The organism is Akkermansia muciniphila (assembly GCF_018709685.1).
Lineage (GTDB): Bacteria > Verrucomicrobiota > Verrucomicrobiia > Verrucomicrobiales > Akkermansiaceae > Akkermansia > Akkermansia muciniphila_E.
Map to the genome: position 1 here is coordinate 201397 of NZ_JABDHQ010000004.1, position 26113 is coordinate 227509.

The following is a 26113-nucleotide window of genomic DNA, read 5'->3' on the forward strand; positions in this document are numbered from 1 at the left end:
CTAATTTTTCCATATTCAATCCGTTCTGAAAGATTCTTCACTCATCTGCAACCGCAGCGGCCTTATTCCCTTGGAGAGAATGCAGTATAATATACCCCCCGAACTATGCAACGTTTATTCCTTTTCCCGCCACAGGAGAAAAGTCCTTCCCTTTTTCAAGGAAAAGCTTGAAAGGGCCTTTCATTCAGGGAATCCATCCCAGCAGAATGTTTCATGCGCATCAGCAAGCCTTACAGCTTGTCCAGGGCGGAGCGTCCGTAAGCCGTATTGGGGTAGCGGTCCGCGGCCTCTTCCCAATATTTCCGCGCCTTGTCCGGATTGTTGAGCATGGAATCGTAAATCACCCCTATCTTGTACAGGAACAGCGCCCGGTCCTCCTTGCGCCATCTTCTGGATTCCAGGCCTTCCTGGAGGATTTTTACGGAATCAGCATACCTGCGCATGTCATTCAGCAGGCCGGATTCCATGAGCCAGGACCGCACCAGCCCCGGATTCTCCTTCCGGTAGCGTTCCAGCAGCTCCAGGGCTCCCTGCGCGTCTCCGGAATTCAGCATGCGCCGGGAGGCCTCCACCAGCACTTCCTCATCCGTGGTGATGTTCGAGGAATACAGCGTCTTGGTCACCAGGTCCCCCATGACGGGCAGCACATACTTGACCACCAGCCATACTTCAAAGGCAATCACCGGAATCAGCGTGACCAGGGACTGGAGGGGGGAAAGGTCAAGGGCCTGCGCCAGAACGGCAAAGAGCCCCAGAGGCAGCATTGCCAGCAGCAGCCGTATAAACGTGCGCCGCGCCAGCAGCAGGATCATTTTCAACATGGCGGTTTTTCCAGAAGGGGAGAAAGAGTCCGGGCAGCGCCGGAGAAGAGGGAACGTCTCCGCGGCCCTCCCGGGGGAAAGAGCCGCGGAGGCTTCCGCTTAAAAGTGATAGACGGCTTCCACGCCCACGCGGATGCGGAAATCCTCAATCGTGCTCATGCCGGTATAGCGCCGTATATCGGAGCGCGTGTTTCCGGCCCAGTCAAGCTGGATGAAGGGAATGATGCGGAAGCCGCGGCTGGCGTCCACCCCGGTCACGCGGACGGGAGCCGCCAGCTTGACGTTGAACTGGTCAAACCCGTCAACGCCCGCGCCCCAGTAGCTGGAAGAATAGCTGGTGCCGGCGCTCAATTCCAAATCCACCTTTTCATGGATCAGGCCGCTCCAGCGCTTGCCCGCGTTCAGGTCAATGCGCCAGCCTATCATGCCGTAAAAGCCGTACTGCACGTCCAGGGAGCCGAAATAGCCGTGGCCGGGATCGTCATACGCCAGACCGGCGGTTACGGACTGGGCCACGGAATGGGGGGCCTTTCCCATGTGCTTGCTCAAATAACCCGGCAGGCCGCCGTAATTGAATTCATACCCGCCCCGGAAAGACAGGTTGGGAAACAGCTCCTTGACGGCTTTCCAATTGGCGTCAAAGGCCTCCTTGTCGCTCAGCAGGCCGTCGCAGAAGGCCATGTATTCCGCGCCTATTTCCTGCTTCCAGTCCTTGATCAGGTTGAGGTCCAGCTCACCGCCGATGTTGAAAACGCCGCTGCGGTTGAGCAGGGAAGAAGCCACCACGTCCTTATAGGCATACCGGGAATCATAACCGATATGGGCCGCTCCGCTGAGCGTATCATTATAGGAACTTGCGGGCCGGGGATCATAACCGTATCCGTCATAGGCGCCGGCGGAAACTGCGGCCAGGGCTGAGGCCGCCATGAACAGGGCTGTTGCTTTCATAATGAGCTTAACTTAATCATTTCATCCCCGTGAACGCAAGCAGAATCCCGGAGCGGCGGGGAGAAACGGTCCTCCGGGGCATTCCGGAAAAATTCCACTGAAAAAGACAGGGTCTTCTTGAAAAAGATACCTTTTACCCTATCATGGGGAGGTGATGGACTGGAACGCTGAGCTATACGAAAACAAGCATGATTTTGTTGCGAAATACGGCAAGGACCTGCTCTCCAACGTGCCGGAAAATCCTGGCTTGTCCATTCTGGACCTGGGCTGCGGAACCGGGACCCTTACGCATGCCCTGCTGGAAAAATCGCCCTTCGTCACAGGCATGGACGCTTCCCCGGAAATGATCGCCAAGGCCCGGCAGCTTTACCCCGGAATGGACTTCCGCGTGATGGACGCCTGCCGCATGCCCTGGAACGGCTGGTTTGACATTGTCTTTTCCAACGCCGCCTTTCACTGGATACCGGACCAGGGGGCCCTTCTGAAAGCCGTCTTCCGCGTCCTGAAGCCGCAAGGCAGGCTGATCTGTGAATTCGGAGCCCACCGCAACATTCTCCGCATCCGGGAGGCGTTCCAGGCCAGCCTCCTGGAGAGGGAGCTTCCCGTCAAAACCCGTTTTTACTTCCCCACTGTGGAGGAATACCGCTGTCTGCTGGAACAGGCGGGACTGCACCCGGAAACGGTCATGGACTTTGATCGCCCCACCCCGCTGAAAGACGGCCCGGACGGCTTGCGCAACTGGGCGCGCCAGTTTTTCCAGGCGGATTTGAAGAACCTGCATGAAAAAAGGCGTATCCGGATTTTTGAGGAAATGGAAGCGGCCCTGCGGAATGAGCTGTGGGACGGCGCCCAATGGGTGGCGGACTACCGCCGCATACGGGTGACTGCCGTCAAATGAAACAGCCGCCTCCTGCACGGGAGCTCCCGCCCGTGCAGGGGCCGCTTATATAATGCTTGAGCCTCCACCGGGCATTTTGTACAAAAGCCGCCAATGAGTACGTTCACTCCTTTTGAAGAAAAGATGGAGTCCGCCGGCATTCCGGCCGCGGCCATCAAAGCTTTCTCCCGCTGTTACGAAGCCCTCGTCTCCAACCACTCCGGCATGATTCCGGAAACGGATATCCTCCCCGCGGACCAAGTGGCTGACTGGCAGGAAATCACGGCCTCCACCCCCGCGGCGGACAAGGACCTGATCTCCCAGTGCGTCTGCATCAAGCTCAACGGCGGCCTTGGTACGAGCATGGGCCTCCAGAAGGCAAAAAGCCTATTGAAGGTGAAGGGCGAGGACACGTTCCTGGACTTGATCGTCAGGCAGGTGAAACACCTCCGCTCCGTCTCCGGCACGCCTGTGCGCCTTCTGCTGATGAACTCCTTCTCCACCAGCGCGGACACGCTGGCCTACCTGGAAAAATACGCGGACGACGGCTTTGCGGACCCCTCCCAGGTGGAGCTGATGCAGAACCGCGTGCCCAAAATCCTGGCGGACGGCCTTACCCCCGCCGCGTGTCCGGAACAGCCGGAACTGGAATGGTGCCCGCCCGGCCACGGAGACCTGTACCCGGCCCTGCTGGGCTCCGGCTGGCTGGACCGCCTGCTGGCGGACGGCGTCAAATACGCCTTTGTCTCCAACTCCGACAACCTGGGCGCGCAGCTTGACATGAACTTCCTGCGCTGGTTTGCGGAAAGCGGCGCCCCCTTCGTCATGGAAGTCACCCGCCGCACGGAGGCGGACAAGAAAGGCGGCCACCTGGCCGTCAGGAAGAAGGACGGCCAGTTGATCCTGCGGGAAGTGGCCCAGTGCCCGGAAGCGGACATCCCCGAATTCCAGAACATCTCCAAACACCGCTACTTCAATACCAATACCCTCTGGATACGCCTGGATGCCCTGAAGGAAATCCTGGACGCCAACGGCGGCGTACTCCCCCTGCCCATGATCCGGAACAGCAAGACGCTCAATCCCCGCGACCCGGAATCAGCCCCCGTGTACCAGCTGGAGACGGCCATGGGTGCCGGCATGGAATGCTTCCCGGGCGCACGGGCCGTCAACGTCCCGCGTTCCCGCTTCTTCCCGGTCAAGACCACGTCCGACCTGTTCCTGCTGCGTTCGGACGCCATCGCCGTGGATGAAAGCGGCAAGGTAGCCCTGGCTCCGGAACGGGAAGGAAAAACTCCCATTGTGGACCTAGACTCCAAGCTGTACAAGCTGGTGGACTCCCTGGACAGCTTGGGCCTGCCCTCCCTGATCGGCCTGGACAAACTGACCCTGCGCGGCCGCTTCCACTTCCAGGATGGAGCCATTCTCCAAGGCACATTGCTGATGGAAAACGGTTCCGAAGAAACAAAGGAAATTCTCCCGGGCATCTATGCCGGAGCCTGACCTCCATTCCCCCGCCTCCACACCCGGCCCGGTTCTGCCCGGCCTGGGCGTGGAGGATATACGGCACATTCCCGTGCGGGAAAGGGAACTGCGCTTCACCCGCAACCGTGCGGGCGCCACCCTGGTGGCGGCTGGACTCCTGCTGGTCGTCATTGCCGCCTTCCTCCAGCTCACTGGGTATGATACCATCACCCCGTACCTTCCCGCCCCCCTGTGGACTATGCAGGCCGCAGCCCTCGTCCCCGCCGTTTTTTGCCTGTATCTGGGGAGCCGCTGCCTGAAATACGCTGCCGTCCTCGTTACCCCGCTGGGTGTGGAGGTCCTGCCTTTCCTGCGGCCCCGCCGCACCATGCGGTGGTACCTCTGGCAGCAAATGGATTCCGTGGACCGGAAGGGCAAACGCCTGAATCTGCATTTGACTGACGGCGCCGCCGTCTCCATCAGCCTGCGCTCCATGACCCCCGCCAGCCGTAACCTGCTGGTCCATGCGGTCCGGCAGCGCGTCAACGCCCTGCAATGCTCCGGTCATGGTAAGGCCTGAAAAACTGGCCGCTCTCAAGGAGCGGATGGAAGCCCTGGGCATCCGTGAACAGGACCTGGAGGAAAGCTTTGTCCGCGGCAGCGGGCACGGGGGCCAGAAGGTGAATAAAACCAACAACTGCGTTTATCTCAAGCACCTTCCCACGGGCATCGCCGTCAAATGCCATGTGGACCGCTCCCGGGAACTCAACCGTTTTCTGGCGCGGCGGGAACTGTGCGATGCCGTGGAACAGGCACAAACGGGCCAATGCGCCGCCAGGGCGCGCGTCATCCAGCGCATGCGCAGGCAAAAGGACAGAAGAAGGCGCAGGCGGTCCGGCCCTCCCAGCTCTTCTCCGGAATAAATGGAAAACCGTCAGGAAGCGCCGCAAGCCTTTGCGGCAGCCGAACGGAGGAAGAACCCTTTCCCGCGGCCTTTGACGAAAGCATCCAGCCGGGAGCGGAGGCATCCGGCCTTCGCAAATGAATTTCTTCCGAAGTGAAACGGATGAATGCTTTTTAAATCACAACCGCCCCTAGGAATGCGGGAAAATCTCCCGGTACTTCTCCTTCAGCATGGAGAAGACATTGTGGGGAACATAACGGCTCACCTGCCCTTCCCAGCCTTCCGGGCCGATCAGCCCCTTGATCATGCTGGAGGACAATTCCGCCGTATCCCGCGGAGGCATCAGGAACACCGTGCACACCTTGGGGGCCATGTCCGCATTGATATGGCGCATCACGCGTTCATATTCATAATCCTGGGTGGAACGGATGCCGCGCAGCATGAACGTGGCCCCGTGCTCGTTGGCAAAGTCCACCAGAAAGCGGTTGTGGAACTCCGCAATGCGCACGTCCGGCATGTCGGAGAGCGCCACCCGGAGCATGGTCATGCGTTCCTCATGGGAAAACGTATAGTGCTTGTCCGGATTGTCGCCTATGGCCACAATCAGCTCATCAAACATCCTCGCCCCCTGCTTGATCATCCATAAGTGACCATTGGTCAGAGGGTCGAAACTACCGGCATACACGGCGATGCGCTTCATTCGTGCCATGCTATACGCCCTCCTGCAGAAAATACAATCCTTTTCCATCCCGCGGCCCACCCTTTCCGCCCAGGCCCGTTCTTTTCCGGACATCTGCACACGGGGTACGCCTGCCGTAACAACTGCTGCGGCAACAGGCGCAGCGCCCCTTCCCCCGTCCCGCCTGAATGAGGGCGGACAGCCAGGAAAGCCGTTTTGTACGGCACGGGGAAGATTTTCATCCCCCGGCTTGTCAAGGAGCCGTATTTTTTGCATCATTCTTTTCCGTTATGCAGAAACGACGCGTCGTCATCCTGGGTTCCACGGGTTCCATCGGAACCAGCGCCCTGAAAGTCGCCCGGGACATTCCGGACAGAATGGAAATCGTGGGGCTGGCCGCCGGCACCAGCGCGAAGGCCCTGGCGCTCCAGGCACGGGAATTCAGTGTCCGCAACGTATGCATTTTTGACCCGTCCGGAGCGGACGAACTGGCCCGCGCCCTTCCCGGCGCACGGGTGGAAACGGGAGAGGAAGGCCTGTGCCGCCTGGCGCAGCTTCCGGAGGCGGACATGGTGCTGATCTCCATCGTGGGCACCGCCGGGCTCAAGCCCGCATTAGCCGCCATTGAGGCAGGCAAGGACCTCGCCATCGCCAGCAAAGAAATCCTGGTCATGGCCGGGCAAATCGTCATGGAAAAGGCGCGCAGGGCCGGCGTGCAAGTACTCCCGGTGGACAGCGAACATAACGCCATCTTCCAGTGCCTGAACGGCAACCACGGCGGCCCGGAAGCCGTCTCCCGCCTGATTTTGACGGCGTCCGGCGGTCCCTTCCGCACCTGGAGGAAGGAGGACCTGGAACACGTCACGCTGGAGCAGGCCCTCAAGCACCCCACGTGGAGCATGGGCAGGAAAATCACCATTGACTCCGCCACCCTGTTCAACAAGGGGCTGGAAATGATTGAGGCCCGCTGGCTCTTTGACGTTCCCATGGAAAAAGTGGACGTGATCGTCCACCCGCAGAGCATCGTGCATTCCATGGTGGAATACCGGGACGGAACCGTGCTGGCCCAGATGAGCAGCTCGGACATGTGCTTCCCCATCCAGTACGCCGTCACGTGGCCGGACCGCGTTCCCAACTCCCTCAGGCAGCTCAATTTTGCGGAAATAGGCCAGCTGGTGTTTGAGGCGCCGCGCCCGGACGCCTTCCCCGCGCTGGACCTGGCCCGCAGGGCCGGAGCCAGCAGCAGCACCATGGCCGCCGTATACAATGCCGCCAATGAAGTGGCGGTAGATGCCTTCATCCGGGGAAAAATCACCTTCCCCGGCATCTGGAAGCTGGTGGAATCCGTCATGAACGACCATTCCCCGGCGGACCCCCGCGGTGAGCTGGCCCCCATCCTGGAAGCGGACCAGTGGGCTAGGCGCCGCGCCGCGGAACTGATTCCATCCATTCCCCGCCCTTCCTGACCCATGACCGCCCGGACTCCCGCCGGAACGCCCCCTCAGGCGGCGCGCATCACCATTCTGGACATCCTCCGGGCGCTGGCCCTGCTGGGCATCGTCATCGTGCATGCGCACGACCACTTCAACCTGTACCTTCCCATTCCTCCGGCGGAGGGATGGCAGGCCGCGGCCAACAGCGCGGCGGACTGGGTTTATGAATACCTCTTTGTCAGCAAATCCTTCCTTCTCTTCTCCTTCCTATTCGGCCTCAGCTTCTTCATCCAGCTGGACAGGCAGGAACAGAAGGGCGTCGACTTCCGGAAACGCTTCATGTGGCGTCTGGCGCTCCTGTTTCTGTTTGGGCTGGCGCACACCCTTTTTTACGACGGAGACATCCTCACCATCTTCGGCGTGCTGGGCTTTGCCCTGGTTGCCCTGTATAAACGCGGCACGCCTCTTCTCGTCATCCTCTGCCTGCTGTGCCTGATGCAGCCCATCTCCTTCATGGACACGCTGTCCCGCGCCGGGATGGCGGATATATGGCCCCATTCCTCCGGCTGGTTCCAGCCCGCATCCCCGGCGGCAGGCCCTTCGCGGGAATTCCTGTATGAACACGGGAGCTGGAGTGAAGCCGCCCTCTGGAACCTGACGCAGGGACAGACAGGCAAATGGCAGTTCCTCCTGCTCAGCGGCCGCATCTGGCAAACGCTGGGCCTCTTCATCCTGGGGATGCTGGCGGGGAGATGGCATGTCTTTGTGGACGCCGCCAACAAACGCCGCCTGTTCCTGCGGATGCTGGGAATCTCCGGAACGCTGTTTCTGGCGCTTCTGCTCGCGCGGCTGTTCCTCCCCACCCGGCTGGACTACCCGCTGGGAGCGGACCTGCGGCATCTTCTCGTCCAATGGGAAAACCTCGCCTACGCCGCGGCCTTTGTCTCCGCCGCCGTCCTGCTCTTCATCCATCCCGGACTTACCCTGCCCTCCAGACTGCTCAGCAGCGCCGGCAAATGCACGCTGACGTGCTACGTCTCCCAAACGCTGGTATTCACGTTCCTCTTCTTCGGGTGGGGTCTCGGTCTGGCGCAGGACATGGGGCCGTGGGCCTGTCTCTGCGCGGCGGTAGCCGTCTTCCTGCTTCAAGCCTGGGCCTGCCGCCTGTGGCTAAGCTATTTCCTGTACGGCCCCCTGGAATGGCTCTGGCGCACCGCCACCATGTGCCGGATGCAGCCGTTCCGCAAGCGTACTTCATAACCCCGTGCCGTCTGTGCTCCGTGCCCGTTAAAGAGGCTTTTCCCCGGAAGGGGGAGGAATGAAGCGCATGGCCTCCTGCGCCCTGTCCGGGATAAAGCCGTTGCGCTCATAAAAGGGTATTCCTTCCCGGTAGGAAGTAAGCACCACGCACAAGTACCCGGCATAATGCTTCTTGCATAAATCCAGCAGGCTGCTGCCGATTCCACGCCCCTGGTACCGAGGATGCACCAGCAGGTAATGGACATATGCCGTCATGGTCCCGTCATCCATGGCGGCGGCCAGTCCTGCCAGCCTGTCGCCATCCCAGGCAGAAAACACGGCCCCGTAATGGCGCAAAGCCTCCGCCAGGCGTTCCGGATGCCGTCCGGACTCCCACTGGACGGAGAGAAACAACTCCTCCAGTTCTGCCGGAGAGAATTCCTTGGTGTCACGGTAGGAAAAGGCCATGGGAAAAAGCATTCAGATGTAAAAAAGGCTTTCCGCCTTGAAAGGGCGGAAAGCCTGGAAAAAAGAGGAGGACGGCGCTTTATTCGTCGTCTTCCGCGTCAAAGGCGGAATCTTCCGAATCAAAGTCAGCATCCAGGTGGGCGGTGAATTTCTTCACGCGCTGCTGGGCGGGGAGCGGGGAAAGCACCATGTGCATGGTGTTGCCGGCCAGGCGCGGAGGCTGGTCCACCTGCGCCATGGTCTTCATGTCCGCAATGACCTTGTTGAACACGTCATAGCCAAGCTCCTGGTGGGCGTTTTCACGACCGCGGAAGCGGAGCTGGAACCGGACTTTATGCCCGTGGTCCAGGAAGCTTTCCGTACGGGCCAGCTTCACGTTGTAATCGTTCGTGTCCGTCCCGATGCGGAGCTTGATTTCCTTGAGCCTGATCGTGCGGCTCTTGTTGTTTTTCTGGAGCTTGGACTGCTGGTACTTGTACCGTCCATAGTCCACCACGCGGCACACGGGCGGATCGGCATTGCCTGCTACTTCCACCAGGTCCAGGCCAACGGCTTTGGCCTTTTCCAGCGCGTCGCGCGTATTCATTACCCCGAGCTGGTCGCCATTGGCGGTCACCACGCGCACGCGTGGAGCGCGAATGCGTTCATTCACACGGGTTTGATCTCCGCGCTCACGGCGGCGATTGTCATTATTCTTCGTTGGCTTGATTGGCACGTCCGGATACTACTAAACTAAATAAAATAACTTGGCAACTCAAATCATGGGGGAAATATGACGTTCCGCAATTTCCCTGACCACAATGTCAGCAAACTGTTCAAAGGGCATCGGCCCCAGGTCTTCCTTGTCCCTGTGGCGGACGGAAACGGTGCCTTCCTCCGCCTCCCGCTGGCCCAGCACCAGCATGTACGGAACGCGGTCCAGACGGGCGTTGCGGATCTTGGCGCCGATCTTGTCCGGCGTTTCATCCACCGTCACGCGCACGCCTCTGGCGGCCAGCGCTTCCCGGTGCGCGCGGGCAACCTCCATCACCTTGTCGGAGATGGGAAGCACGCGCACCTGTTCCGGGGAAAGCCAGGTGGGGAATTTCCCTTCAAAGTGTTCAATCAGCAGGCCCGTGAAACGCTCCATGGAGCCGAAGGGCGCGCGGTGCACCATGACGGGGCGGTGCGGCTTGTTGTCCGCTCCGGTGTAATGGAGGTCAAAACGTTCCGGCAGGTTGTAGTCCACCTGCACGGTGCCAAGCTGCCATTCACGGCCAATGGCGTCACGCACGATGAAGTCGATCTTGGGGCCGTAGAACGCGGCTTCCCCGGCTTCCTCGCTGTAATCCGCGCCCAGCCATTCCGCGGCTTCCCGCAGAGCCTGTTCCGCCTTGTCCCAGTTCTCCGGGGAACCTACGTACTTGTCGCTTTCCGGGTCGCGCATGGAGAGGCGCACGCGGTAGTCCGTCATACCCAGGGTGCCGAAGATGGTTTTCACGATGCCCAGGCACTGGCGGATTTCCCCGGCCAGCTGGTCCGGCGTGCAGAAAATGTGGGCGTCGTCCTGCGTGAAGCCGCGCACGCGCGTCATGCCGCCCAGCTCCCCGCTCTGCTCCCAGCGGTACACGGTGCCGAATTCCGCCAGCCTCACGGGAAGGTCCCGGTAGGAATGGGCGTCATTCGCGTAAATCTTGATGTGGTGCGGGCAGTTCATCGGCTTGAGCATGTAGCCCTCAATAGTGCCGGTTGCCAGACCGTTGAACAGTTCCGCGCAGGAAGCGCCTTCCTGGCTGAGCTTTTCCATGGCGTCACGCTCCGGGATGGGGGCGTACTGGCTTTCCTGGTAATACGGGAAGTGGCCGGAGGTGCGGTACAGGTCCAGCTTGCCGATGTTGGGCGTGTACACCTGGGAATAACCCAGCTTGTCCAGCTCCTGCGTGATGAAATCCTGAAGGGAGCGGCGGATGAGGGCGCCCTTGGGCTTCCAGAGAATCAGGCCCTGGCCCACGGCCTCGTCAATGCAGAACAGGCCCAGTTCACGGCCCAGCTTGCGGTGGTCCCGGCGGCGCGCTTCCTCCAGCCGTTCCAGATGTTCGTCAAGCTGGGTGCGGTTCGGGAAGCAGGTGCCGTAAATGCGCTGGAGCATGGGGCGGTTCTTGTCCCCCTTGTAGAAGGCGCTCGCCACGCTCATGACCTTGAACGCCTTGCAGTTCCCCGTGCGGCCAACGTGGGGTCCGGCGCACAGGTCCGTAAAATCACCGTTGCGGAACAGGGAAATCTCCTCGTCTTCCGGGATGTCGTTCAGCAGGTCAATCTTGAAGCGGGAAGGCTCGCTGCGGGGCCCCAGGGCGCCCAGTTCCCCGGATTCAGCCATCTTCATGGCCTCCGCACGGGAGATGATTTCCTTCTGGAAAGGCTGGTTTTCCTTCACCACCTTCTTCATTTCCGCCTCAATGCGCTCAAAATCTTCTGTGCTGATGCGGTGGTCCAGTTCCACATCGTAATAAAAACCGTTATCCACGGCAGGACCGCCGGCAAGCTGGGCGTCCGGCCAGAGGCGGCAAATGGCCGTAGCCAGAACGTGCGCGCAGGAGTGGCGCAGCCGTTCCAGATCAGACATCTGATGGCGTTCTTCAAGAGTCTTTCTTTCCTTGTGTTCGGACATACGCGCATTAGTTAACCTCCCTTAGGCACTGTTGGCAAATGCAAAAACCCCCTCTCTCCAAAAAATCAAGGCATGGGGCGGCGGAAAATGCAGGAAAAAGGCCGCTGCCGCATTCCGTTGCCCGGCCCCGGCAGCCCTTTCCTGCGAGGGCATCATTCCGTATCCCTCTCACTGTCCTTTCAGAGGGTGGCAAATTTCCACTGCAAGGACGCGGCGGGACTCCCAACGAATGATTTACACCCGCGCCCCTTTATGCCATAGTGGCGCCTAGCGGTTATGAACATCCTTCCCCTCTCCCTTCTCTGCCTCTGCCTGCCCTGCGGCCTCTCCCGGGGCGACCAGCCGCCGCCCGGCTCCCCGCCTGTCCGCTTCCCGGTCAGCATGGACCGGCCCGCGGAAAACAAGGCTCCGGACGCCGGCCCCCTGCCGGACCAGAGCACGCCGTTTAATGCGGCCAAACTGCTGCTCCGCGCCCTTCAGGAAAAAACGGACTGGAAAAATGAACCGTACAAATCCCTCCCCGCCACCTCCCCCTTTGTGGGACCGCTCAAGCTGAAGAGCATCCTTTCCCGCATGGCGGCGGTCCAGGCTTATGTAACCGCAGCCGCTCCGGAACGCCCCCCTTTTGTGGACGAAGCCTCCATCATCACCCAGGGAGACCTGGCCATGGCCTACATCATGCTGCCGGACAGGACCAACCCGTATGTCTATGCCGCCACCGCCGTGGCCCTGGTGAAAAAGGGCGGCCAGTGGAAAGCCTCCCTGACTCCCGGAAGTTTTGACAACACGTTCCTTCCCTTTGACGAAGGTATCCGGCAGGAAGCGAAAAAAATATCCGCGGAAGCCAAGAAAAAGATATTCGGACTGGCCCATCAATACTCCGTGGCCGCCGTCAAGGGAGCCCTGGAGCACATCAAGCGCTTCCGGGTGGAAGCCGTGAAGGGAAAATCCGATGATGAGATCAAGAGCCTGCTTATCCGGACCGTGAAGGGGGATGACCCGGCCCGCATCGCGGCCCTGCTGGTTTCCCCGTACTACATGGAATCCGCCATCACCCAGAGCGCACGGCTCACCCCGGTGGTCAAGGCCATGCGCCTTCAGGACAGAAATGAGGAGAACCGCTATATCCAGCCCACCAACCTCAGTTTCATGGCTTTCCCGAACACCATCCTGGTTCCTCTCCGGCCCCATCCGGACGACCAGACAGACCCGAACAAAACGGATGAGGACGAACAGGAAGCCGCCAATAAGAATAACGCGAAGAAGAACGGCAAGGACATCCACAGCATTGCGGCCATGACCATTCTGCCGCCGCGCATGAGCATGCCGGACATGGACAAGCCCGCTCTCATCTACCGCTACGCCCTGGAAAAAATCAAGGACCCCACGGACGGCTTCCCCGTCTTCAAGATGTACCTGACGGACGCGTTCACCTCATGGAACCTTAAAGCGGATGAATCCACCACCGCCCGCATCATCGCGGACTTCCACCAGACTTATCCTTCCCTGGCCTTCCCCACGCCGGAAGAAGCCGTAACCGCCGCCGGACGCGCCCTGGCCAACCGGGACAGCCTGACCATGGTACGCATGCTGGCCCCGGCCAAATTCGCCTCCGTGAAGGAATTTGAAGATGCGCTCTCCCAGTTGAAAACGGTCATGAACCGGATTCCCGCCCCACGCACCGAGGTGAACGAAAAAAGCGTCCCCGTCATCAAGGCGGCATACGTTCCCGTCACCAGGGACGGAAGCCCCGCCGTCAAGGCCACCATCGGCGTCAGGCCTGCTCCCAAAAACGGATTCTCCGTCAACAACCTGTATTTTACCAAAACGGACAGCGGATGGATGATCACCGGAGCGGACACGGAGCAGCCGCTGGAACTGGACGAACCAAAGCAATCCTAGGAACAGGCTCCGGAATATCCCGCATGCAAACAATCCTTTTTCTTACCATACCATGATGAATCTACCGATACGGCCGCGCCGCAACAGAAAATCCGCCAACATCCGGGGCCTCATCCGGGAAACCTCACTCTCCCCGGAGCACCTCATTTACCCGGTCTTTGTCCATGAAGGGTCCGCCAACCAGCCCATCACCTCCCTGCCCGGCTGCACGCGCTGGAGCGTCAAGGGACTGGTGGAGGAAGCCAAGCGCCTGATGGACCTGGGCATCCGCACGCTGGACCTTTTCCCGGCCATTCCGGACGGGAAGAAAACCCCGGACGCCTGCGAGGCCTGCAACCCGGACGGACTCATTCCGCGCACTATTTACGCGCTCAAGAGCGAAGTGCCCGGCATCACCGTCATGACGGATGTGGCGCTGGACCCCTACAATTCAGACGGCCATGACGGCCTGGTGGAATTCCGCTCCGACGGCACCATGGAAATCCTTAATGACGACTCCGTGGAGGTTCTCTGCCGCCAGGCCTTGTGCCATGCGGACGCCGGGGCGGACATCGTCTCCCCCAGCGACATGATGGACGGCCGCGTGGCCGCCATACGCGCCACGCTGGACTCTGAAGCCCTGGATGACGTCTCCATCATGGCTTATACCGCCAAATACGCCAGCGCCCTGTACGGGCCGTTCCGCGGCGCTCTGGAAAGCGAACCGAAGGAGGGGGACAAGAAAACGTACCAGATGGACCCCGGCAACATCCGGGAGGCCCTGCGGGAAGCGCAGCTGGATGAAGCGGAAGGCGCCGACATCCTGATGGTGAAGCCCGCCACGCTGTACCTGGACGTCATGGCCGCCATGCGGAAACATGTCACGCTCCCCGTAGCCGCCTACCACGTTAGCGGAGAATATCTGATGATTAAGTCCGCCGTGTCCTCCGGCTGGCTGGATGAACGAGAAACCGTTCTGGAGACTCTAACTTCCATCCGGCGCGCCGGGGCGGACATGATCCTTACGTATTATGCCCCCCAGGCGGCCGAATGGCTTAAACAACAACGCTGACGCCGCACGGCTTCCGCACAGGAGGCGGACGTGCGGTTCAGGACAACAACTCTCCGCATGTCCACCTCCACGAAAATCATTGTCGGCATCGTAATCGTCGTCGTCATGGGGCTCACCTCCTTCTGGGGCGTTTACGCCCCCACCTTCTCGGAAGCCTATGTACTGCCCGTGCAAATGACCACCGCGGACGGAACCCCGCTGGGAAGCTTCCAGTGCCGCCCGGTAGCCGGTGAAAACGGGAAAACCCTTCTCGTTTTCCGGAACACGGACTTCCTGCGCCAGACCACGGGAGGCATGGTTCATGAAAAAATCATCCTCACTTACAAGGGCACGCCATTCTTTGAAGGCATCGTCCCCGGCCCCATGGAAGCCATAGAAATTCCCTCCGGCAGTCTTCCGGCTCCGTTCCAGCCGATGCAGCAGAACTGAAACGGCCCGCACCGGAAAAACCTCCGGCCCGGAACGGCCCTGTTATGGCATTGTTACTGAAAGGGCGCAGGTTTCCCTATACAAAAGGGGAATCATTGTGGTTTTATAGAATCAAACAATGAGTGATTCAGCATATACCATTCTGATTGCGGAGGATGACGACAGCATCCGGCATGCCCTGACGGACGTGCTGGCCGCCTCCGGCTATGAAGTGCTGGCGGTGGAGGAAGGCCTGGCCGCCATCCGCGCCGTGCGGGAACGCAACTTTGACCTGGCCCTGCTGGACGTAGCCATGCCGGGAGCGGACGGCTTCCAGGTACTCCAGGTCATGTCTGCGGAGCGCCCCGGCACGCCCGCCATCATGCTGACGGCCCGCGGAGAAGAGGAAGACCGCGTGCAGGGGCTCAAGCTGGGAGCGGACGACTACATCGTCAAACCGTTCAGCATCCGGGAACTGCTGGCCCGCATTGAAGCCGTGCTGCGCAGGTCTCCGGAACGGCCCCGCCAGCTTCGGGAAATCCGCATTCCAGGAGCTTCCCTGGACAGCGCCAACCGGGTGCTTACCTTTGAAGATGGAAAGGAAACCTCCCTGACTGCCCGTGAATTCGAATTCCTCACCTACATGGCCACCCACCCCAACCGCGTCATCACGCGGGACGAACTGCTCCGGCGCGTCTGGGACGTGGACCCGCGGCTGACGGACACGCGCTCCGTGGAAATGACCGTCATGCGCCTGCGGGACAAGCTGGGAGCCACAGGCGCCGCACCGCTGGAAACGCTCAGAAGCCAGGGCTACCGCTGGAATTCATCCTTCGTCTCCTGACCCGTGAACCGGCGCATACGCATCATTCTGCTGGCAATCAGCCTGCTGCTGGTCATCGGCACGCTGGGATGGCTCACCCGCGTCCTGCTGGTGCAGGCGGATGAAACGGGCCATTCCGAACAGAACATCAAGGTGGAGGCCCTGGCCCATGAAGCCAAGCTGGAAATGGACCGCCTGCTGACCTCTTTCATCACCTTTGAACAGGCGCGCGGCTACTTTGAATACCAGCCCTTCTACGCCTACAAGCGCCCCTATGACCAGCGCATGGGCATGCCGGAAGCGGGGGAAGCCGCCCGGGGATCCAACCTCACCTCCTATCTGCCGGACTACGTTACGGCCTACCTCCAGATTTCCCCCTCCGGCCATGTAAGCGGCCCCGCGCTAGCCCCGCAGCTTGCCGAACGGCTGAACAGGCAGAAAGACCTTTACAAACGCCTGAACGCCAAGGTATCCGCCCTCACCTCCGTGCCGTCCACCGGCAACCTGTGGTCTGACATCCGGAATGAAATCCTGCATGAATCCCCGGAACCGGAGCCAGCGGAAGCAGGAACGCCCGCCCAGGTGGAAACCGTCACCTCCTTCGTTCCCGTGGAAGATGAGGGGAACTTTTACATCCTGCGCCAGGTGCATACCAGCCGCGGCGTATACCTGCAGGGAGCCCTGATGAACATGGACAGCCTGAACAGGCGGCTGCCCGCCCAGGTCACGGAGCTGCTGCCCCATAGCCGGCTGTCCACCTTTGACCCCGCCGCCCCGGCTCCGGAAGAAGCGCGGCAGCCGGGCACGCTCCGCTTTGCCAACGCTCCTCTGGTCTTCCAGCCCGGGGACACCGGAGCCGTTCCCTTGCAGGACCACAAGAAAATGCTGACCTGGACGCTCACGCTCATCTGGAGCATGGTGCTGCTGGGCGCGGCAGGGGTCATCTGGCTCATGCTGGGCACCTTCCGCCTGGAACAGCGCCGCGGGGACTTCGTCTCCGCCGTTACCCATGAACTCAGAACGCCCCTCACCTCCTTTTCCCTGTACACGGAAATGCTAGAAGACGGCATGGTCCCGGAACAGAAAAAACCGGAATACTATGCCAACATGCAGCGGGAATGCCGCCGCCTGGAACACCTGATTGACAACGTGCTGGCGTACTCCAAGCTCCAGCGCAACGCCATCCGCCGCACGCGGGACACCCTCACCTGCCAGGAGCTTTTTGAACCCATTGCGGAGAAGATAGAACGCCGCCTCCGGGAGGCCGGCATCAGCTTCTCCTTCGCCCTGGCCCAGCCCATCCGCATCCTCCCCATTCATACGGACGCCGTTTCCGTGGAACAGATCATGGACAACCTGACCTCCAACGCCATTAAATATGCCAAGGGGGAAAACGCGAAAGTCCAGCTCACCGTCCATGCCGACCGTCACAACATCGTCATCCGCTTCCGGGATAATGGCCCGGGCATCTCTCCGAAAAACCGCAAGCTGGTCTTCAAGCCCTTCCGGAGAACGAGGGACGCCACCAACAGCCGGAAACCCGGCGTAGGCCTGGGGCTGGCGCTGGCCAAGGACACCGCCCGCTCCCTGGGCGGAGACCTGAAACTGGAATTCGGCACCCTGGGCGGCGCCAGCTTCCTGCTGACCATTCCCAAATCATGATTTTTTAAAGAGTAACCCTGCTTTTTCCCGCAAGGGAGATTCCCCGGAAGAGCTTTGCCGGAAACAGGCTATTCCATCATACTTGAAGCGGAAGGACTCTTCTTACAAGGGACGGGAGGCCCTTGCTCCCGGCAGCGCGGCCATCAAAGGACACGGTGGAAAGACATTTCCCGCGGCATGAACGGAAAACGGCCGGATGGGAGCGGAGGCGTTTTTATAAGAAGAGGGAATTCGCCTGGCGATTGGATGGAATGCGGCGGAGACTTTTCTCTCTTCACGGCAGGATTCTTTCTCCCTTTGCCATTCCATCCCGGAAAATCCTCTGCATCCCGCTATGCGCTTGCCTTCATATGACCGATATGTGACATTAAATTACAGCGCACGGCGGGACAAAGCTCCCGTTCCTGACAGGAATATCCGCCTCCATCCCGGCACGGCGGAGCGTAAAAAACGCATGGACATGCTATCATGAGTAAAAGGATTTTAATCACCGGAGGCGCCGGCTTCATCGGCTCCCACCTCAGCGAACGGCTGCTGAAAGAAGGCCATGAAGTCATCTGCATGGACAACTTCTTCACGGGCAGCAAGCAAAACGTGCTGCACCTGATGAACCACCCCGGATTTGAATTAATCCGCCACGACGTCACCGTTCCCTGCATGATGGAAGTGGATGAAATCTACAATCTGGCATGCCCCGCTTCCCCCCCCCACTACCAGTTTGACCCCGTCCACACCGTTAAAACCTCCGTGCTGGGCGCCCTGAACATGCTGGGCCTCGCCAAACGCTGCAAGGCCAGAATCCTCCAGGCGTCCACCAGCGAGGTGTACGGAGACCCCGCCGTTCATCCCCAGCCGGAAACGTACTGGGGCAACGTAAATCCCATCGGCGTGCGCTCCTGCTATGACGAAGGCAAAAGATGCGCGGAAACCCTGTTCATGGACTACCACCGGACGCATGGGGTGGACGTCCGCATCATCCGCATTTTCAACACCTACGGCCCGCGCATGAACCCTGGCGACGGCCGCGTGGTCTCCAACTTCATCGTTCAGGCGCTGAAGGGTGAGGACATCACCATTTACGGAACGGGCAGGCAGACCCGCAGTTTCCAGTACGTGGACGACTTGGTGGAAGGCATGGTCCGCATGATGAATACGGAAGGCTTCCCAGGCCCCGTCAACCTGGGTAATCCGGGCGAATTCACCATGCTTGAACTGGCGGAGAAAGTCATTGAAATGACAAGGTCCACGTCCAAAACGGTTTTCTGCCCCCTGCCGCAGGACGACCCGGCCCAGCGTAAGCCGGATATCCGGCTGGCAGGTGAAAAGCTTGGCTGGAAGCCGGGCATTCCCCTGGAAAAAGGCCTTGAAAAAACTATCGCCTACTTCCGGAGCATTCTATAGTGCTCCAGAAAAACCATCCGGAAATTCCGGGCTCTGTTCTTATGCAAGCCCGTAACTCCGGCATGCCCGGTGCCCCATTACCCGTTTTTGGCTGGTTACGGAAAACGGTTCAGTTAAAATAAGGCGTTATGGAACACGCCGCCGCCCAGGGAATTTATTCCACTCAAGCCGCCGTCCGCAGTTATGAATGCGGGGCGGACGGCCTGATGAAGCCGGAAACGGTTCTGCACTGGTTCCAGGAAATAGCGGAAGCCCACGCCTCTTCCCTTGGCTTCGGTTATGACTTCGTGATGTCCCGCGGGCTGGCGTGGGTGGAAGTGCGCCTGGATGCGGCCATCAGCCGCCGCCCCGGATGGAAGGAAACGGTGGAGCTCCGCACCTGGACCGCACAGGAAACGCCCCTGCTGGCCCGCCGCAATCTGGAAATAAGGGACGCCCAGGGAAACAGCCTCATCACGGCGAGCTGCCTGTGGGCGGTCATTGACGTGCGCCGCAGACGCCCGGTGCCATTGAACAGGCACATTAATGCCTTCCCTGATACGCCGTGCAAAAAAACCGTCGCCCCGGTTTCCGTGGATACGTCCGGGCTTCAGCCGGAAATACGGGAATGGACGGCTGAACGCCGTGATACGGACTTCAACCGCCACATCAACAATGCGGCCTACCTGGTCTGGGCTCTGGAAGACCTCCCGGGCTCCTGGCAGGAGGAACACGAATTAACGGGCATGCACCTCCATTTCAAGAAGGAAACCCATGCGGGAGAATCCATGAAATCCCTGCTGTTCCGCCAGGAATCTACCACCTGCCACCACCTCATGCAGGGAGACGAACTGCGCGCGGAAGTGGTGCTGGAATGGAAAACAGCAAACAGCAGCGCCCATATTTGACCAAGAGCCTCTAGTGAGGAGAGTTGAGGTTTGAGAGTTGAGCCGGGGAAATAGTTGACAGAATAGACTTGATGGACAAAATGAACACCTTTTCTCTTTTATTCCGTCCATGAAGTCCACTTGGTCCATTCCGTCTTCCTTCTCCGGGAGAAACCCCTTCATCAACGCAACAGGGCCGTTCCGGATAACCCCGGAACGGCCCTGGAGGGATGGAGAGCGGTGCCTCTCCGCTCCACTCTCCACTCTAAAACTTCAACTCTCCTTAAAAGTCATAGCGGTAGCCCACGCTTCCGTTCACTGAGTTGACTCCGTCCCGGAAGTCCGCGTTGCCGTTGACAAACACCGTTCCCTGTGTTCCCACAGGCACACTGAGCCCCGCTCCGATTTGAAGCGCGGTCGTTCCTACCTTGGCACCCCTCACCGTTTGCGTGTAGCCGGGGTTGGCCAGGAAGCCCACGCCCGTCTCGCCGCGGCGGTCTCCCATGTCCTGGGCCACGTTGGCTCGGAATTCCACCAGCGCCTCGCGTCCGAAGAGGTTGCTGCCCGCCAGCCCCATCCAGCGGCCGCCAAGCGCCACCGTTCCCGTCGTCCATTCCTGCTTGCCTACATTCAGCCCCGCATTTCCGGCTCCCGTTTCCGTGTAACCGTCCATACGGGTGGTTACCACCGAGACGTTGGCCAAAGGCTGCAGGATGCTGCTCTTGTCTTCATTGAGGTAGACGTCGTAGGTGAGTTCGTACATCGCTCCAAAGCCCCACCCGTTGGTGCTGCCCTGCGTGCTGTAGCTGCCTTCTCCGTAGTTGACCGTCCGGTTGAGCCTGGCGTCGTTCCACCCGCCCGTCAGGATGAGCGTGTGGGCCCATCTCTTGCTCTGGTAGCGTCCGAAGAGGTTGGCGTAGTAGCTGTCCAGGTGGCCGTCAGCCGTGTCCGCCGCGCTGGCCGTCAGGTCGCCGTAGTTGGCCGTGAAGGCCGCCCCCATGGTGAAGTGGTCGCTGAGGTCCACGTCCATGCCGACCGTTCCGCCCCAGGTGGTGAGCTGGTAGCCGCTTTCATCCCCCTTGGTGTCCAGCTTGCTGTAGGAGCCCGTTCCTTCCATCCACATGTGGAAGTAGGGGAGGTCTTCGTTGATGTAGGCCGGGTTGACGCCCATGAGGGTGGTGCGGTTCCTGATCCAGCCCATCTGGTCGCGCAGGGCGTCCTTCTGGGCCGTTCCCAGAGCGTTGACCGTACTGCCCGCTACGGCGGCCAGCGCCCTGGACGCACCGGACAGATCAGGATTATCCCCCGTAATCATGGTGCTGATGGCATTCATCACCTGCCCCAGCTGGGAAGTGGCGTCCAAATTGCTCCTGGCCTCCCACAATAGCTGGGAGCCGGCCGCAGAGTTATGGGAACCCGCCGCGGGAGTAAAAATATTATCCTGCTGCACCGTGGCATTCAACACGATGTTATTGCCTTCCCGGGCCATGGTCGCATCCTTGTAATATACGGCAAAAAGCCCGGAAGTGCCCACGGACATGGATTCTCCGTCCGCCAGGCCGTCAATGGCGCCCGCCGTCATCAGCACTACGCCGTCCAGGTTTTCATACGTTCCCAGACCCGTGTTGCCGGCCATGTTGGCAAGCGTGAATTTGGCCCCATCCCCGATGGTGATGGAATCCGCCGTCAGCATGGCGGAGCCGAAGGGGTCCGCCTGGCTCAGGTTGTAAACGAACTCCGTCATGGAGCCGCTCCGGAAATCAACGCTCCCCGCATTCAAGGCAGTATTGTAATCCCCGGCTCCGTTGCCGGCAGCCTCAATGCGCAGGGTCCCGGAGGAACCCACCGTAACATTCCGGTAATCCAGCGTGGGGGAAGCCGCCGTGCCTTTCAGCACCAGCGTGGCGCCTCCGCTCACACCCAGGTCATACGTGGCGCTTCCGGCCTGCATTACCTGGGTCACCTTGCCGGAAACGTCAATGCTTCCTTCTCCATCCAGTGTGCCGGAGAACGAGCCGTTCACGGCAGATGCGGAGGTGATGGACAAAGTGTTGCCGTTCAGCGCCAGCGTTCCGGCGCCGGAGAGGGCCAGAATGGACTTCTCCCCGGTCCCGGACAGGCTCAGCGTTCCGTTCAGCGTCACGGAGGTTCCGGTCAGGCCGGCTTCCCCCGCCATGGCAAGGCTGGAACCTTCCTGAACATTCAGGCGCCCCGTTCCGGAAATGGTGGTCGCCTGGTCCAGGGTGGAATCCCCGGCCGTCTTGAGCGTTCCGCCCGCAGCGATTTGCAGGGTCCCGCCCTCCGCTTCATCCGCCAGGGTGGCCGTCGTTGTCCCGCCGATCACGACGCGGGCGGCTTCATCCGCAGAGGCGGAGCCCAGCGTCAGCGTGCCGATATTGTTGGCGCTCCCGTTCAGGGCCAGCGTGCCTTCCCGGGCAACCACCGCATTGGAGGTGTTGACATTCCCATTAAGCACCAGCGTCTTTTCTCCCGTCTTGATCAGGTCCACGCCGTCTCCGTTGACGGTCAGGCTGCCGTTGAAGACGGAATTGTCCAGATCGTTCGCCAGTTCAATATCCAGGGAACCGTCCCCCGTGGCATTGACCACCAGGTTGCCCGTGGTATTGGTGCCGGAGGAAAGATGGCGGATGACGGTCTTGTCCGTATTAGCCGCAGGCACGTCAAAGTTCAGGGTCAGGTTCGTGTCCACGATTACCTGGGCATAGGAATTCAGGGCAGGAATCTCCGTGACGGTGGAGCCGTCCACGGACGCAATGTAAATCTGGTCCGTCCTGCCGGAAATGATGATGCTGCCGCCCTCCACGCCCTTAATGCCGAATCCCAGGCTTTCCAGCGTGGCATTGAACGTAAGGTGCTGGTTGAGCCACGCAACCAGGTCGCTGGAAGGCAGGCCGGAAATCGTTCCGTCGGTCAGCAGAATGCCTACGGATTCCATCTCGCGCATGGCGATCAGGATATCCGTATCAATGTCCAGGTGCAGCGTGAGGTCTGAAGCGTCCCCGCCGAAGGAAACGGTGCCCGTGGCCGTGTCATTGAACTGGAGCAGGCTCTTCTGGTCCCCGTCGGCGGCATACGTGGTATTGTTCGCCGCCACATGCAGGGAATTATTCCCCGTCAGCGTCAGGTTCCCTGCCAGCCCGGTAATGGCCGTTCCCGCCGTGGTGGTATTAATGCCGCCCACCTTGTCACCGGACAGGCCGCCCAGGTTAATATCCCCGGAATTGGCCTCCGCGTTCACGGTTACTCCGCCGGCAGTGGCGTACGCTCCGGCATTCTGCAAACCACCCTTGGTAATGGTGACATTGTTGGCAATCGCCTGGTTGTTCATGTCCAGAACGGAACCGCCGTTCACGGAAACATTCCCGGTCCCCAGGGAACCGGCGCCCAGCGTCTTCACCGTGCCGCCGTTCAGGGTAGTTCCCCCCTGGTAATCGTTGGCGGCATTCAGTTCCAGGACCGGAGAGCCGCCGGCCCTGTTCACCACCAGAGTCCCTGCCCCGGTGATCTGCCCGGCCCATGAGCCTGTGGCCTCTCCATTGCCCAACTGAACCGTGCCGCTGGTAATGGCAAGCGTCCCCGTAGCGGTATTGTCCTGCGTCAGCACCAGCGTTCCGGTTCCCGCCTGTTCCACTCCGGCGTTCAGGGCGCCTTCCGCGCCTACGGTGGCGTTCATCAGAACGAGGTCATTCGTGTAGGAGAACTTATACTGGGCCGTGCCGCTGGAACCTTTCAGCATCGCGCCTTCTCCAAAAAGTTTCCCGTCATTCAGGGTGGCAGCAGTTCCGTTGCCGAATACCCAGGTGTAGACGCTATTGGTATTGCTGTGATTAAAGCTTCCTGTAAATCCGGTCATATCTCCCAGGAGATAGCCAAACGCGCTGGCCCCGCCCATGGCCGTGGTAATCTCCCCGCTTCCGGTGAACGCTCCGCCAAAATAATAGGAATTGCCGCTCCCTCCATTCAGGTAGGTTCCTTTCTCCAGCACATTGATCGTTGCCATGGCGGCGGTATCCGCCGTGTTGGCAGCCTCCAGCCAGAAACCGCGTCCGTTCAGGGTTACCGTACCCCTCCCCATGCTGGCAGCGGTGGCAAACTGGATGTCGCGGGCATCATTCGTATTGCCCGGATCATTGTTCAATCCGGAGGCAACCAGTTCCCCAGTAAAGGAGGAATTGTCTCCGGAAATGTAAAAACGGGATTTGGCCGCCTGGTTGTCCAGCTCAATCCGGCCCGCTCCGCTCATGCCGTTGATGACGATGTTAGCGCTGTTCCCGGCTGACATTCCGTTGATAGTGCTGGAAATGGCAAGGGTCGCATCCGCACTTACCGAGACTCCCGCGGAAAACCTCGTTTGAACATTTTCAGAGGTAATGGATACGGAGCCTCCGTCCACCGTCAGCGCACCCGCATATACGGCGGCGCCCAGCGTCAACGTGCCGTCTCCGGATTTTTCCATGGCCAGCGCTTTATAATTATCCACGGAAGCCCATGTTACGGCATTTCCGTTGGTGTCCACCTTGATTGAGCTCTTGCTCGCGGCGGAAATCTGTCCGGAAATATCCGCAGTTACGCCTGTCCCATACTGGAGGGTACCTCCGTCAAACGCCAGGCTGCCGGCTCCAAGAGCGGCGTCATCGCCTATTTCAAGCGTTCCGGCACCAAGGATCACTTTTCCGGTATAGTTGGTATTGGCCGTATTAATGGTCAGTTTGGCGTTGCCGGTCTTTTCCAGATTACTGTTGCCTTCCAGGGCCCCGCCGCCTTCCGCGGCATTCCATACGTAATCCGTCGTATTCGCCTGCACCATAATAATCGTGGGAGAGACGGCGCCGTCAATGGTCACCGTCTGCAGGGCGTTGCCGTCAATGTCTCCCATGACGACTCCGGAATTATTATTGTACACGCTGTCGTTCTTCCACGGGGAAGAGGCCGGAGCAGTAGCGGACCAGATTCCATCACCGCCCTTCCACTCAAGCAAAGCCACCTGCTCCACCACCAGGGTAAGCTTGCCGTTCTGCGTGCTCCATGAACCCAGAAGATTATCTCCCAGAACAAAGGAACTGGCCGGAACTCCGGTGATGGAGCCCGCATTGATCAGGTCATGGGAACCCTCCGTCCAGGCCACGCCTTCTATCGTTCCCTGCCCCAGAAGCAATTCACTGTTCACCGTCAGCGTTCCGGTTACATTCAGCAGGTACGCGCCGGAAGCCGGGAGGGCGGAGAAATTCAGAAGAGACGAGTTTCCCAGCGTCAGATTGCCCGTAATGGTTCCCGAGGCCCCCAGGGACAGACTTCCTCCACTCGCAATTGCAAGCGTTCCGGAATTCATGTTCAGGGCGGCGGCGTTGGAAAGGCTTACATTGGAAAACTGCGTGGCTGCATTCACGGTCATGCCGGATGAACCGCTCACGGTCAGCACATTATTGTAGGTAGCGTCGTGCTGGGCCGTCAAATTGCCCCCATTCAGGCTTACCGCGCCGGAACCCAAAGCCGTGGCATTGTTCAACTGAACGGTCGCACCATTGGAAATAGCCCAATCCGCCGTCATGGAGGCCTGGGCCGCCGTATTCAGGATGAGGGTGCCCGCAAGTCCGTCCGCACCCACGGTCATTGTCTTGGCATCTGCTCCGGCCGTCCCCAAAGCGCCGTAAATGTTCATGGTCTTGCCGGTAGCAATTTTGAACAGGGCGCTGGAGTTTAAAACTATTCCGTTCCATGCCTGGGCGGCAACTCCCAGGGAAAAATCCCCGCCTATGTCAAACAGGGTATATCCCTCTCCTCCATCGCGCAAATTAACGGTGCGGTTGGAACCGTTGCTTTTGGAAACGCTGAATCCATCGGAACCATCCGTAACGGTTATTCCCCCAAGTGAAAGCGTATTGAAGGAAGCCTGAAGCGCTTTATTCGTTCCCGTCATGCTGGCCGTATCAAAACGCATGGTGTTTACCGCCGCATTGGCCCATATTGCCGACCAGTTATTGCCGCCGCCGTAATCCGGAGTCCAGTTGGTATTCAAATGAACGTCCACCGTTCCTCCCAGCCATGTATAGGTTTCCGCAACAGCATGCGGAGAGAAAACGGCAGCCATGCATGAAAGAACGGCGGAAAGCAAGCCAAGGGGAAGATGCAGCTTCATAATAGTGATGTATGTTGAAAACAAAAACCCTGTTAATCCTAGACAGAGGCCTTTTTATCACTACTATCGAATTAAAAATCCGCCGTCAACATTAAACGTTGAATACGTATGTGTTGCGCATTCCCGGAGGAGACAGTTTTTGCTAAAATCTGGTCTGTATTTTCCTGCCGGAATCGTGTTATACGGTACAGTATGAACATCCAGGCATCACTGCTCTGGTATATTGGCGGTTTCCGGCATCAATCGCGGATTTTTAATCCGCCGGAAAAGGGAAGTCCTCCTTTCAAGAGAGAAATGTTGAGAGTTCAGAGTGGAGCAGTGGACGGAATGGACAGGATGAACTTTATGGACTCACCTTCCCCCTTC

The 26113-nt window shown here is 59.7% G+C and carries 20 protein-coding genes; 13 read left to right on the top strand and 7 right to left on the bottom strand.

Annotated elements, in window-relative coordinates; translation table 11 throughout:
- Positions 1-230: 230 nt before the first annotated feature.
- On the bottom strand, positions 231-821 hold the full coding sequence (locus HHJ06_RS04480; protein WP_215427978.1) for a tetratricopeptide repeat protein: 591 nt from the start codon (positions 819-821) through the stop codon (positions 231-233).
- A gap of 99 nt (positions 822-920) precedes the next feature.
- Positions 921-1769 carry a hypothetical protein gene (locus tag HHJ06_RS04485; RefSeq protein WP_215427979.1) on the bottom strand — a complete coding sequence of 283 codons (849 nt, stop codon included), beginning with the start codon at positions 1767-1769 and terminating at the stop codon, positions 921-923.
- A gap of 154 nt (positions 1770-1923) precedes the next feature.
- On the opposite strand from HHJ06_RS04485, the gene HHJ06_RS04490 reads away from it, so the two are divergent.
- The 4 genes from HHJ06_RS04490 (at position 1924) to HHJ06_RS04505 (ending at position 5030) form a co-directional block, all read left to right on the top strand.
- Positions 1924-2667, top strand: a complete 744-nt coding sequence (locus HHJ06_RS04490) for a class I SAM-dependent methyltransferase (RefSeq protein ID WP_215427980.1) — start codon at positions 1924-1926, stop codon at positions 2665-2667.
- A 93-nt stretch (positions 2668-2760) separates the two neighbouring features.
- On the top strand, positions 2761-4146 hold the full coding sequence (locus tag HHJ06_RS04495; RefSeq protein ID WP_215427981.1) for a UTP--glucose-1-phosphate uridylyltransferase: 1386 nt from the start codon (positions 2761-2763) through the stop codon (positions 4144-4146).
- Positions 4133-4687, top strand: a complete 555-nt coding sequence (locus HHJ06_RS04500) for a hypothetical protein (RefSeq protein ID WP_215427982.1) — start codon at positions 4133-4135, stop codon at positions 4685-4687. Before HHJ06_RS04495 ends, HHJ06_RS04500 begins: the two co-directional genes overlap by 14 nt.
- Positions 4674-5030: a peptide chain release factor family protein gene (locus HHJ06_RS04505; RefSeq protein WP_215427983.1), complete on the top strand. Its 357-nt coding sequence runs from the start codon at positions 4674-4676 to the stop codon at positions 5028-5030. The genes HHJ06_RS04500 and HHJ06_RS04505 overlap by 14 nt, the downstream gene beginning before the upstream one ends.
- 171 nt (positions 5031-5201) lie before the next feature.
- Here HHJ06_RS04505 and coaD read toward each other — a convergent pair whose 3' ends face one another.
- Complete coding sequence (gene coaD / locus HHJ06_RS04510; RefSeq protein ID WP_215428016.1) at positions 5202-5711, bottom strand: pantetheine-phosphate adenylyltransferase; 510 nt, start codon at positions 5709-5711, stop codon at positions 5202-5204.
- A 269-nt stretch (positions 5712-5980) separates the two neighbouring features.
- On the opposite strand from coaD, the gene HHJ06_RS04515 reads away from it, so the two are divergent.
- Entirely contained in the window at positions 5981-7156 is a 1176-nt protein-coding gene (locus tag HHJ06_RS04515; RefSeq protein ID WP_215427984.1) for a 1-deoxy-D-xylulose-5-phosphate reductoisomerase, read from the top strand.
- A 3-nt stretch (positions 7157-7159) separates the two neighbouring features.
- Entirely contained in the window at positions 7160-8383 is a 1224-nt protein-coding gene (locus HHJ06_RS04520) for a DUF418 domain-containing protein (protein WP_215427985.1), read from the top strand.
- Between the two features lie 27 nt (positions 8384-8410).
- On the opposite strand, the gene HHJ06_RS11720 is transcribed toward HHJ06_RS04520, so the two are convergent.
- The 3 genes from HHJ06_RS11720 to thrS all read right to left on the bottom strand — a co-directional run bounded on the left by HHJ06_RS11720 (position 8411) and on the right by thrS (position 11477).
- The gene (locus HHJ06_RS11720; protein ID WP_251841410.1) at positions 8411-8830 is read right to left on the bottom strand and encodes a GNAT family N-acetyltransferase; all 420 of its coding nucleotides are present in this window, start codon (positions 8828-8830) and stop codon (positions 8411-8413) included.
- Positions 8831-8909: 79 nt separating this feature from the next.
- Entirely contained in the window at positions 8910-9482 is a 573-nt protein-coding gene (gene infC / locus HHJ06_RS04530; protein ID WP_343206598.1) for a translation initiation factor IF-3, read from the bottom strand.
- Positions 9483-9584: 102 nt separating this feature from the next.
- Positions 9585-11477: a threonine--tRNA ligase gene (gene thrS / locus HHJ06_RS04535; RefSeq protein ID WP_215427987.1), complete on the bottom strand. Its 1893-nt coding sequence runs from the start codon at positions 11475-11477 to the stop codon at positions 9585-9587.
- 276 nt (positions 11478-11753) lie between these two features.
- Here thrS and HHJ06_RS04540 point away from each other — a divergent pair, with 276 nt between their 5' ends.
- The 7 genes from HHJ06_RS04540 (at position 11754) to HHJ06_RS04570 (ending at position 19611) form a co-directional block, all read left to right on the top strand.
- On the top strand, positions 11754-13379 hold the full coding sequence (locus tag HHJ06_RS04540; RefSeq protein WP_215427991.1) for a hypothetical protein: 1626 nt from the start codon (positions 11754-11756) through the stop codon (positions 13377-13379).
- A gap of 55 nt (positions 13380-13434) precedes the next feature.
- On the top strand, positions 13435-14430 hold the full coding sequence (gene hemB, locus HHJ06_RS04545; protein ID WP_343206601.1) for a porphobilinogen synthase: 996 nt from the start codon (positions 13435-13437) through the stop codon (positions 14428-14430).
- 57 nt (positions 14431-14487) lie between these two features.
- Positions 14488-14859: a hypothetical protein gene (locus HHJ06_RS04550; protein ID WP_215427995.1), complete on the top strand. Its 372-nt coding sequence runs from the start codon at positions 14488-14490 to the stop codon at positions 14857-14859.
- A gap of 118 nt (positions 14860-14977) precedes the next feature.
- Positions 14978-15682 (top strand): response regulator transcription factor, encoded by a 705-nt coding sequence (locus HHJ06_RS04555; protein WP_215427997.1) that lies wholly within the window; start codon positions 14978-14980, stop codon positions 15680-15682.
- 3 nt (positions 15683-15685) lie between these two features.
- Positions 15686-17323, top strand: coding sequence for a sensor histidine kinase (locus tag HHJ06_RS11920; RefSeq protein WP_215427999.1), 1638 nt, complete (start codon positions 15686-15688; stop codon positions 17321-17323).
- Positions 17324-17791: 468 nt separating this feature from the next.
- The gene (locus HHJ06_RS04565) at positions 17792-18724 is read left to right on the top strand and encodes a UDP-glucuronic acid decarboxylase family protein (RefSeq protein WP_215428001.1); all 933 of its coding nucleotides are present in this window, start codon (positions 17792-17794) and stop codon (positions 18722-18724) included.
- Between the two features lie 128 nt (positions 18725-18852).
- On the top strand, positions 18853-19611 hold the full coding sequence (locus HHJ06_RS04570) for an acyl-[acyl-carrier-protein] thioesterase (protein WP_215428003.1): 759 nt from the start codon (positions 18853-18855) through the stop codon (positions 19609-19611).
- Between the two features lie 262 nt (positions 19612-19873).
- Here HHJ06_RS04570 and HHJ06_RS04575 read toward each other — a convergent pair whose 3' ends face one another.
- On the bottom strand, positions 19874-25747 hold the full coding sequence (locus HHJ06_RS04575) for an autotransporter domain-containing protein (protein WP_215428005.1): 5874 nt from the start codon (positions 25745-25747) through the stop codon (positions 19874-19876).
- Positions 25748-26113: the final 366 nt, after the last annotated feature.